Below are 9,120 nucleotides of genomic sequence, written 5' to 3'. Positions count from 1 at the left end.
TAAATGCTCAACGATATAATTGTTAGTTCCATCATAAATTGCATGAGCTTCTGATGTGATGTCTGCAAAATTAGTTATATGGCTTATTGTATCAACTCCTTCTGGTGCTTCCAGAGGATTCCATTTGAAGTTTTCGCTGTCTGCGCGGAAAACTAGAGTGTCAGGAAGTTTTCTTATTATGTGCCTGTAATCTTTTTTTATGTCAAGGATAAGACAATGTATTCCTAACTCATTGGCTCTGTGAATTAGGTTATAAGTTAAAGTGGTTTTGCCTGCTCCTGGTCTTCCAACTATTAAAGTGCCCTGCATTAACTCGTTAACATTCAGTCCGAACACTGCCATTGTTTCAGGGCATACTCCTAGCTTTATTTCTCCTGCAACTTCATCATCTTCAGGATAAGGCATAAATGGATCAGGAGAGAGAAGATTATGAATCACTGTCGGCTTTATCATTCTCATCAGCATTGCTTTTTTCTCGTTGTCTTCTGGATTGTAAGCAAGTGATGTGAGGAGTGCCTTGATCCGGGGATCTTTGTCGAGCTTGTTGTCTGAGCAGAATCTGATGAGTTCTATTACGTTGAGTTCAGGGTTTTCGTTTTTCTGGCTGTCTTTTCTTTGTTCCATAAAACAAAAAGTGATTAGGGTGCTGATGCTATGATTAATGAGATGATAACAGTTATTCCAATAATCAAGCCTGCAATAATTATCGGATTAGCCAGAAAAAAGCATTTTACAGAGCAGTAAACAGGATGTCCTTCTCTGCCTCTTACATGTCGCATGCATATTTTTAAATGACACCATGAGCATTTTCTGTAGCATGTCGGCTTGTCATTCAGTATCTTGTTGCAGAATGTTGCACCACATATTGCGCACTTTCCGCCATAATTCAGTCTTCCTTCTGCGACATCCTGGCAGTCATACTCGTGGATGTTGTCAGATTCCACGTCAACTATTCCGCCGGTTTCGTCAAGCCCTGTAACCTTTTGCTGATCAGTTATGGGAACCTGTTTCCCTTCCTTATCTTTTATTACTACTCTCTTTCCGCCTCTGTGTATGTAATTCCCGCTTAGCAAGTCTTCCTGTTTTTTTCTTTCCAATGGGTTCATGTCAGCTCTTTTTTAATGGTGTAATCTTAACACCTTGTCAAAATATCTGCAAAATGTTGAATCTGTGTAAACGAACATCTCCATATAATATGTTATGGGACGGCTCCGTAAGCAATAAATTCCTGTCAAGATGTACCCCCTTTACTATACTATCTTCTATTGTGTTATGGGTAATATCGTATATTTGTAGCCTTCCATGATTCTTTATTCTTTTTTTTGTCAAAGGATGGAATTGCATCAAAAGAAACTTTCTGTCCATTTTCTATGTTAGCAGGTAAGTCTGATTTGTAACAAAAAAAAGATTGCTTATCATTTATAAGAATAAAACAGAATGGCACATCATTTCTACCTAAGCTTATTTTACCAACAAGCCCTTTTTTTACCTTCCGCTTCTTGGATGATGAGTTGCCTGAATCAATCTCTTCCCCCAATAGTTGTTTCCACTCACTTTGACAAATATTCAATGCTTCTTTCAAGGAGGAGGGTTCTTTATTATTTCCAATCATTCCATTTAGATCATTAACAGTATTTATTATAGATTCAGGTATACTCCAACCTTTTTCCTCTCTAATGTATTTACATAAAACAAGATGTGCTCTCGCTTCCTCATACTTTTTCATTTCATTGCATAACATTCCAATATCTAAGAATAATGATACCATGGATTGAAGTTTGGAATGACTTCTAGCAGCTTGATACATTATTTTCAAAGCATCTTCTTTACGACCTATATCTCTAACTACTTTTGCATCCTCATGAAGCAACCACCAGTCAGGTTTATAATTAGCACAGAGATTTCTATAAACTTCTTCTGCTTTAGTTAAATCACCAAGCAGGTAGTAAGCTAACGCTTTTAGCCTTAGAAAAAACTTCTGTTGTCTGGGAAAACGTTCCCAAATTTCATCAACCAAAGCTATTGCATTATTTAGATCGCTATTCTTACCATTCTTAATAAGACCATTTATGCGGTAGTTATACCAAAGGGATTGATCGCTCCATCCTTTTCTACCTGAACTATCTGTCATCGGTTCCGTGCTAAGCGAATCCGGGGAAATTTTTACTACCCATTCATTAACAGTTCCCCAATCACCTGAAGCCTTGGCTAATTTCAACACCTTAAAAACTATAGTTTTTGCAGCTACATTTTCAGGATTAAGGTTCATTATTTTTTTAGCTGTTTGTAGCATACTTTCGATAGGTTCTGTTTCTTCAAATTTGTAAAGTTTCCCGGAAATTAAAGTCCAAATAACTTCATTTCTACACCACTTAATGTCAGGATATTTAGCGATTAAAATATCTGCAAAACTAACTGCTTCGTCAAATAATTTTAGTTTTCTCAAACAATGAAGAAGTCCAGCACCATCAAACTCATCACCTGTTTTTTCCCATAGATCCCGATATAGTACGAGAGCTTCTTTTAAACTTCCCGCTTTTCTAAGTTTATTAGCTTCCTGTTTCTGTTCTGTTAGATTGGCCACGTTCTATATCCCGGCTATTTACTGACAACCTTAGTAGTTATCTTGAAATGCAATTTCGCTACTTTTCTAAGTGATTCTCTACCATGCATATCGACAAGTTTTTTTGCAGCTTCTATGACAGATTGAGAAGCTCCTTTAGGCAAGTTAATTTTATATTCATTTGACAGCTTAGATAATTTTTCTAGAAATCTTGCTCGTGCCAAAATGGATGCTGCTGCTACAGCTATGTTTTGTTCAGCTTTCGGCATCTGTATTAATTTTAAAGTTTTCCCTTTCTCTTGCAGTTTACTAAGAATAAACCTTTCATCTGCAAATTGGTCAGCAATTGCAACTTTACAATCCACTTTAGAAAGAATCTCTTCTATAGCTTTTGCATGTCCCCATGCAAGTAAGGTGTTTAAATTTTTCTTTTCATTTTTAAATTGATCGTATAAGTCGTTATATTTTTCTGGAGATACTTCAATAATTGCAAAATGACCATTACATATTCTAGTTACATCTCGAGCAATTTCTAAATTCTTGCTGTCTGTTAATTTCTTGCTATCAGTAACACCACATACAGTAAGTTCTTTTGCGGATCGCTCATCAACATAGACGCCTGCACTTACGAGCGGACCAAAATAATCTCCTTTTCCGGATTCATCTGTGCCAATTATAGGGAAATTTAAGTCCGCGTTTAGCTTTGCTGATCCTAATACTTCTGTTGATATCTGTCTTCCCTCTATCAAACGTTTTATTTCTAAAGCTGGTCCCCCCTTCAGTTGTGAATAGTCAATTTTAAGAACACCCTTTTTGTTCTGGTAAATTCTAATTACTCCTGACCAGCTAAGAGTAGACACCGAAAACTGTAACCCGTAATCTATTCCCTTATAACCAGAAACCTCAAAATTCTTAGCCCCTAGAATTGACCGTATTTTTTCATAGACTTCAAAAACTTTGTTTTTCTCAATCAAATTAATCTCTCCTCAACTATAGTAATTTGTAAAGGTCGTGGAAGTATCCAAATATTTCTTTTGCATCTTTGAATATCGTGTTAACTTTTTCCTCTCCCTCTTCTATAGAATTAACTTTCGTAACTTTACTATCGTCACTATGCATCATAAAGTTACGGTTCGTATCAAGACACACATTAAGTCTCTTGAGCATTGAGTGCGCATGCTGTTCTTTATTACATATAGCCTTCCTCTTGGGGTTGTTAACATCATTTAAAGTCGAAAAGTTCGCATCTTTTGTCTGAAAATAGCCCTTGTCAAAAAGCCCAATATCAACAAGAAGTTTTTTTGCAAACCCTTCAAATGCTTTTGACGCTGGCATTACTATCGGAGAAAACTCAGGAAGCGGAACTTTACTTAAACATAGGCACTCGGACGCTACAAACCATTTTCTATCGTAGGATTCAAGGTATTTATACAGATTCCCTATTTTCTTTTCTACACTACTCTCAGCCACTTCTATAAGTTGAGGAGTGTATTTCGCGGAAAATTCTTGCAAACTCTTCTCATCGCTTGATATAAATCTTGCTATTACTTCTTTATCTGATGGATTTGCAATTTTTTCTATCCAAGTACAACCATCATCAAAAAGCTTATCCGTTTTACCCTGTACTAGTAAAGTTCCATTGCTAAACTGTGTTATTGTTGAAGAAGAACTATTTCTAGTAACCTTAGCTATGTACTCAGTAGTGGGTTTTGGCTTTTCCGTAATTTCCACAGTACCCTCTAACGTTCCCAGAGCTTCCCTTATTTTTCTTCTAATCTCAGGTGTCACTATTTCGTACCTTGTTGCACAAGCCTTTATCTCCTTTACTTTATGTGATACAAATTCCTGAGGGCTACTCAATAATTCCTGTGACAGTTTCTCAAACTCTGCCTTCAACTTGTTGTTTTTCCCTCCCATAACTATAGAACCCGTACGATAAATTATAACTAAAGTTTTTTCCCTTATGTTGGATATCTCTAACCGTAAATTATTGTTAGAGTCTTTCGTACAATTGATTTGGTATTTTTTCTTATTACAATATTCCTCAAATACCTTTAGTATATCTTCTATTCTTAGATTTATTTGTACCATTTATAAACCTCCTATTAAAAACATTCTCACGTAATTAGCAATTTCATTGTCTACATATTCCTACTACCAACTCCCTATACTTCTCCCTCAATACTGGATTAATTTTAGCACTTTGACAGATTAAAACAATATAAGAACACAATGACAACGAATATGAAAGTGACAGGTAAAGAGATGTAGTTTTCAATATATTACTACGACTTAGTAACTACAAATAGAAAGGTTTATAAATCCTGCCTGATTTGATTTTGCAGGTAAAATGGCATTCAAAAATAATCTGCTTTCGTATCTTTTCCCAAATAGGAATGCAAAAGAAATAGAGGGAAATCTCTTGCTTAAGGATGGAAGTCTACATATAAAATCAGACCCTCGTATCAATAAAATTGGTGAAAAAGGCAATGAAAAGCATGTCTTTGACCTGCGTGATATTGAGGGGGCAGTGAGAGATGCTGTCTGCGAACTGAATGCAAAAGGCATTTACACCTATTATTCAGAAGCAGGGGGAAAAGGGCACAGCATAGAGGATTTTGCTTATATTCTTGCAAGACTTACTTCTGAAAATTCCGACATAGCAGAAAAAAATGAATTTTTACTGAAATGCATTGATAATTACAGAGGTTCAGAGAAGAAGATATTTAATTACACAGACAGAGCAAGAATAAATTTTTATGTTTTGGGATTTAATCGTGAGAATTTGAATGACAAGGACGTGAGCAGAAAATTTAACTCTCTTGTGGGTTTGCTTGAAAAGCAGGAAGATGATCTGGCAGGCAGAGGCAGAGGATTCAGAAAGGATGAAAGACCGGAAACCGCTCAGTATTTATCGCTGTTCAAATAAGCACTCAGAAATCGCCTTTTAGTGTTTTACTACCTGTCTTAGGTGTAGCATTCAAATCGTAATTTAACGAATTTTTCTAGATTTGGGATATTCCAATCGACGTAGCTATTATCCACGGCGCCATGTGTGGTCTGTTTAATTGTAAAACCATTCTCTTTTAATTTTCTAATATGACAGTCATATACGAGATGCTTTCTATCTTTGTTAATTGTTAAATATCCATCCATATCTACTGCCGCAAATGTTTGCCTACCCAAAGTATTCCATGTTACTTTATAATATTTCCGATTCCATCCCATACTTCTTTCTTTTACTTTAGCTTCCTGATGAAATTTCCGTTTCAATAACGGGACCAATATATCTTTAATTTCTTCTGCCTTCCCTTTTGCGTCCTCTTTTTCTATCATTAACTTTTTCTCCTTTATCTCAAATTACTCTCGTCTGCTCTAATCCACTCTTCAATCTGTTCAATAGAATGTTCAATGTCTGTGATTTTATCTTCGAGTTCCGAGAGCCAACCTTCAGCCCTTGTAGCCCAATCGTCATTCCACGCAGAAGCAATTTGGGATCGAAGTTCATCGGCTCTATTCTGACAATGTTCAAGTGCATGAGTAGCCTTGCGATGTCGTTCATAGTTTCCCTCGAGGTTTCTTCTGACTCGGGACTGAAAATCTTCATGTCTTCTGGATCCCTCTTCTTTTAATTTATCCCACCAAGCATCATGCACACCTCTCATTCGTTGAATTGCATCGAAGCATTCTTGTTTATGTTCGCCCAGCATCTCTCTCTTGTGCTCACTGAGCATCTCGCCAGCATCATGCACCACATGCCCTAGAGCCTTCATTTCTTCAATATTTACTAGATGGAGGCCAAAGAGATTGTCAGGTCTTGCGGACTCGACCCTGCTAAGGATTTCGGATTTAAGTGACTCTGACTTCCATCGACGAGAGTCCCGTTCGTCCTTACTCAGTCTTGAGATGTCATCGCGTAAGGAGTTGAAGCGACTCCACGCTCCCTCTCTTTGCGCCTTTGTTGGATAACATACTCCCTCCTTGAACCCATTTTGGATCTCCGCTGCTTTTGCCCAAATATCCCCCCAAGTTATACTTGTTGGAACAAAGATAGTCATAACACCAATGAATCCTCTGCGAGTCTTAAAATTGATCATCGACTCAAGCTCGCCGATTATTTTGTCAAGAGTTTCCCATTCCATTTATGTACGGTTAGATTCCTTTTGTAGCATAAATCATGAAGCAATTTCGTTTATCACTCCTAAATTTTAATTATACCACTTCAGAAACAGCCTAAAAGCATAATTCTCCTCCTAACCTAAATTGTTTAATCCCTATGCGAATCTGAAATCTCCCTAATTCCTCTCTGTTTTAATTCTCAAGAAGCATCTGCTTATTTTTTTCTGCCCTTGTTCTCTTTGATATTCCACTTAACACCACAGAGCTAAGCATTTAATTTTTTCTGCCAGAGGCAACCCGCTCCAGAGGTTTCGCTCGGTTCGGTGAAAAAAATAAAAGCCGCTCTTTGAGGCAAGCCTCAGGTTATGGAAAATCAAATTCACTTCAAGTCAGAAAAAGAAGTCAATGGATGGCTTCTTGGAATCGTAAACTCCGAAGAGGAATACGAATATCTGATTTCAGATTTCTCCCGCATTGGGGGATTAACTAAAGAAAAAATCATTGAAAGGAGGTATAGAAAATGAAGACACAAGAAATAAAAAACGAATTTGAGAAGATTTTAAGTGATGTGATAAAGCTAAATGGCTTGTCACCAGAGTCAGCAGTTTTATCAGCGCAACTTATCCTGCAGGAAGCAGGTAAAGACAGAAGAACAGAAATGATAAGAGAAGCAAAATCAGACAACGGCAATGAAGATGTCACAGCGACTTTCAACCAGAAAAAAGCTATGAGAAACTTGAAAATTAGTTTTTCAGAAGACATAGGCAAGAAAGAAGCGAGCACATTAATTGAGCAAGCAGTAAGCAAGTTCAATAAAGGAAAGCCTTCTTCTTCCAAGTAAAGTGAAGCAGTACAAGCCAAGAGGCAAGAGTTACAGCATTGATGTTGTAGTGAATTACTTGCCTTTTCCAAATGAGAAGGCAAGGGAATATGCATATGACACGCATGTGAAGCTGTTCCTAAGGGCTCAAGAGAGAATGCTTAGAGAGATTCAAGGCAAGTATAGCAAGAGCAGTAATAAAGAGGGCAGTTAATCTGCCCTTTCTTTTTTTTAAAATGACAGATGATTTCTGGAGTGATGCAAAAGTAATAGATGCTTATACTGATGAGCAGGCTGTTGAGGATGGCGTTTTAATCCCAGTGAAATTTGGAAACATCACGAGGATAACAAAAACAGTGTTTGGCGACTTTGATGAAGGCAGTTTTGAAGCTCCGGAGTTTAACAGGTTTGCGAGTGAAGCAAGCGAGGAGCTGGAAGAACAGCAGAGAATGAAATGTGACTGGTTTTATTCTGTATTTATTGAAGGCAAAAGATACTATTTTGTTGATAATGGCCCAGGTTTTACCTTGATGAAACCAGAGGATTACTGATTTATTTATTTTAGGCGGGGGATTTCCCTCGCTTTTATTTTTTTCTTATTTTCAGAGGCGTTTGAATTGTTTGACAGGGTAATTTAGAAGTGAGAGAGTAATAAGTATGAGAAATAGGCAGTATAAGCCGAGATATTTTCGCTATATTGATGTTGTAGTGAATTATGTGCCTTTTCCTGATGAAAAGGCAAGAGAGCATGCATATGACACGCATGTTAAGCTATTTCTAAGGGCACAGGAGAGAATGCTGAGAGAAAGGCGGGGTAAGTATAGTAAGCAGGTTGGAGAGAAGTAAGTGTGTGAGTTTTTGATTTTAAGCGGGGGAGTTTTCCCTCGCTTTTATTTTTTAATTAAGATTTTTAGAGAATTTGATAATTAGTTTGATTTTAGGATATTTTTTATTTATTTGATATTTGGATAAATAGTATAAATGATATTTTGATGATTGATTAGACAATATTAGAGTGAGGAATGATATTGATTTAGTGAGTTATTTCGATAGGAAACCCATAAAAGGGGTTTCACTTAAGCGGGATTTACGTTGTTCAACCCCAATTTAAGGCTTTCCATCTCATAGGGGCTTCAGCTCTGATTGCCCGAGGGCTTCGGCCAGCTCTGGGCAATCGAGGAAGCCCTTAGCGGGTTTTGAGAGTGATAGTGGCAGCGGCGCGCGCTAGAGGCTTTCAAGGCGTTTAGGCAGGGAAGGACGTTAGGGCAGGTGCAGGACGTGGGCCATGCCTTCGGTTGTTGAGGAAGAGAGTAGATTTAGGGAATGAAGGATTTTTGAGAGAGAATTTTAGAGGATTTGATTCTGAGGAGAGAGGTTGTTAATGAACATAAGAAACAGAAACAAATCAGGACTTGTCATCAATGAGGGGGTAAACAAGCTCGTCTTTAAGTATCATTCTCTTTGCAACTCTTTTTAATTCTGCCTTTACATCTTTATTTTTGCTTGCAGCTTCCCATGAGATTTTAGTTATAATTGCCAGTTTTTTAAAATCTTTTTTCAGTTTGGCTATTTCCTTTTCTAATTCTGTTTTTGTCACATCAGCATACATATCTTCTTC

The 9,120-nt window shown here is 37.2% G+C and carries 14 protein-coding genes; 6 read left to right on the top strand and 8 right to left on the bottom strand.

Annotation, left to right across the window (positions count from 1 at the left end):
* From KKC91_03810 to KKC91_03790, 5 genes are all read right to left on the bottom strand, one after another.
* Positions 1 to 624 (bottom strand): DUF87 domain-containing protein (locus tag KKC91_03810; GenBank protein MBU0477675.1); only part of this gene is annotated, 624 nt, incomplete at its 3' end.
* Positions 625 to 638: 14 nt separating this feature from the next.
* Complete coding sequence (locus KKC91_03805; GenBank protein ID MBU0477674.1) at positions 639 to 1,106, bottom strand: hypothetical protein; 468 nt, start codon at positions 1,104 to 1,106, stop codon at positions 639 to 641.
* 164 nt (positions 1,107 to 1,270) lie between these two features.
* Positions 1,271 to 2,584, bottom strand: a complete 1,314-nt coding sequence (locus tag KKC91_03800; protein ID MBU0477673.1) for a hypothetical protein — start codon at positions 2,582 to 2,584, stop codon at positions 1,271 to 1,273.
* A gap of 14 nt (positions 2,585 to 2,598) precedes the next feature.
* On the bottom strand, positions 2,599 to 3,294 hold the full coding sequence (gene rnhC, locus KKC91_03795; GenBank protein ID MBU0477672.1) for a ribonuclease HIII: 696 nt from the start codon (positions 3,292 to 3,294) through the stop codon (positions 2,599 to 2,601).
* Between the two features lie 259 nt (positions 3,295 to 3,553).
* On the bottom strand, positions 3,554 to 4,654 hold the full coding sequence (locus KKC91_03790) for a type II toxin-antitoxin system RnlA family toxin (protein ID MBU0477671.1): 1,101 nt from the start codon (positions 4,652 to 4,654) through the stop codon (positions 3,554 to 3,556).
* Between the two features lie 259 nt (positions 4,655 to 4,913).
* Here KKC91_03790 and KKC91_03785 point away from each other — a divergent pair, with 259 nt between their 5' ends.
* The gene (locus tag KKC91_03785; protein MBU0477670.1) at positions 4,914 to 5,492 is read left to right on the top strand and encodes a hypothetical protein; all 579 of its coding nucleotides are present in this window, start codon (positions 4,914 to 4,916) and stop codon (positions 5,490 to 5,492) included.
* A gap of 38 nt (positions 5,493 to 5,530) precedes the next feature.
* On the opposite strand, the gene KKC91_03780 is transcribed toward KKC91_03785, so the two are convergent.
* Together KKC91_03780 and KKC91_03775 are read right to left on the bottom strand one after the other, a co-directional pair.
* Complete coding sequence (locus KKC91_03780) at positions 5,531 to 5,899, bottom strand: hypothetical protein (protein ID MBU0477669.1); 369 nt, start codon at positions 5,897 to 5,899, stop codon at positions 5,531 to 5,533.
* 14 nt (positions 5,900 to 5,913) lie between these two features.
* Complete coding sequence (locus KKC91_03775; GenBank protein ID MBU0477668.1) at positions 5,914 to 6,705, bottom strand: hypothetical protein; 792 nt, start codon at positions 6,703 to 6,705, stop codon at positions 5,914 to 5,916.
* Positions 6,706 to 7,047: 342 nt separating this feature from the next.
* On the opposite strand from KKC91_03775, the gene KKC91_03770 reads away from it, so the two are divergent.
* From KKC91_03770 to KKC91_03750, 5 genes are all read left to right on the top strand, one after another.
* A complete protein-coding gene (locus KKC91_03770; GenBank protein ID MBU0477667.1) occupies positions 7,048 to 7,206 on the top strand; it encodes a hypothetical protein in 159 nt (52 codons plus the stop codon).
* Positions 7,203 to 7,523, top strand: a complete 321-nt coding sequence (locus tag KKC91_03765; protein MBU0477666.1) for a hypothetical protein — start codon at positions 7,203 to 7,205, stop codon at positions 7,521 to 7,523. The genes KKC91_03770 and KKC91_03765 overlap by 4 nt, the downstream gene beginning before the upstream one ends.
* Position 7,524: 1 nt before the next feature.
* Positions 7,525 to 7,716, top strand: a complete 192-nt coding sequence (locus KKC91_03760) for a hypothetical protein (protein MBU0477665.1) — start codon at positions 7,525 to 7,527, stop codon at positions 7,714 to 7,716.
* A gap of 22 nt (positions 7,717 to 7,738) precedes the next feature.
* Positions 7,739 to 8,053: a hypothetical protein gene (locus tag KKC91_03755; GenBank protein MBU0477664.1), complete on the top strand. Its 315-nt coding sequence runs from the start codon at positions 7,739 to 7,741 to the stop codon at positions 8,051 to 8,053.
* A gap of 106 nt (positions 8,054 to 8,159) precedes the next feature.
* A complete protein-coding gene (locus KKC91_03750) occupies positions 8,160 to 8,348 on the top strand; it encodes a hypothetical protein (protein ID MBU0477663.1) in 189 nt (62 codons plus the stop codon).
* A 559-nt stretch (positions 8,349 to 8,907) separates the two neighbouring features.
* On the opposite strand, the gene KKC91_03745 is transcribed toward KKC91_03750, so the two are convergent.
* Positions 8,908 to 9,120 (bottom strand): hypothetical protein (locus tag KKC91_03745; protein ID MBU0477662.1); only part of this gene is annotated, 213 nt, incomplete at its 5' end.

The organism is bacterium (genome assembly GCA_018812485.1).
Lineage (GTDB): Bacteria > JAHJDO01 > JAHJDO01 > JAHJDO01 > JAHJDO01 > JAHJDO01.
This window is presented reverse-complemented; position numbering and strand designations above follow the sequence as displayed.

Excerpts from the sequence above, each read along its gene's own strand:
- KKC91_03805 (MBU0477674.1), bottom strand. The coding sequence starts at position 1,106 with ATGAACCCATTGGAAAGAAAAAAACAGGAAGACTTGCTAAGCGGGAAT.
- KKC91_03790 (MBU0477671.1), bottom strand. The coding sequence starts at position 4,654 with ATGGTACAAATAAATCTAAGAATAGAAGATATACTAAAGGTATTTGAG.
- KKC91_03785 (MBU0477670.1), top strand. The coding sequence starts at position 4,914 with ATGGCATTCAAAAATAATCTGCTTTCGTATCTTTTCCCAAATAGGAAT.
- KKC91_03780 (MBU0477669.1), bottom strand. The coding sequence starts at position 5,899 with ATGATAGAAAAAGAGGACGCAAAAGGGAAGGCAGAAGAAATTAAAGAT.
- KKC91_03775 (MBU0477668.1), bottom strand. The coding sequence starts at position 6,705 with ATGGAATGGGAAACTCTTGACAAAATAATCGGCGAGCTTGAGTCGATG.
- KKC91_03770 (MBU0477667.1), top strand. The coding sequence starts at position 7,048 with ATGGAAAATCAAATTCACTTCAAGTCAGAAAAAGAAGTCAATGGATGG.
- KKC91_03765 (MBU0477666.1), top strand. The coding sequence starts at position 7,203 with ATGAAGACACAAGAAATAAAAAACGAATTTGAGAAGATTTTAAGTGAT.
- KKC91_03755 (MBU0477664.1), top strand. The coding sequence starts at position 7,739 with ATGACAGATGATTTCTGGAGTGATGCAAAAGTAATAGATGCTTATACT.
- KKC91_03750 (MBU0477663.1), top strand. The coding sequence starts at position 8,160 with ATGAGAAATAGGCAGTATAAGCCGAGATATTTTCGCTATATTGATGTT.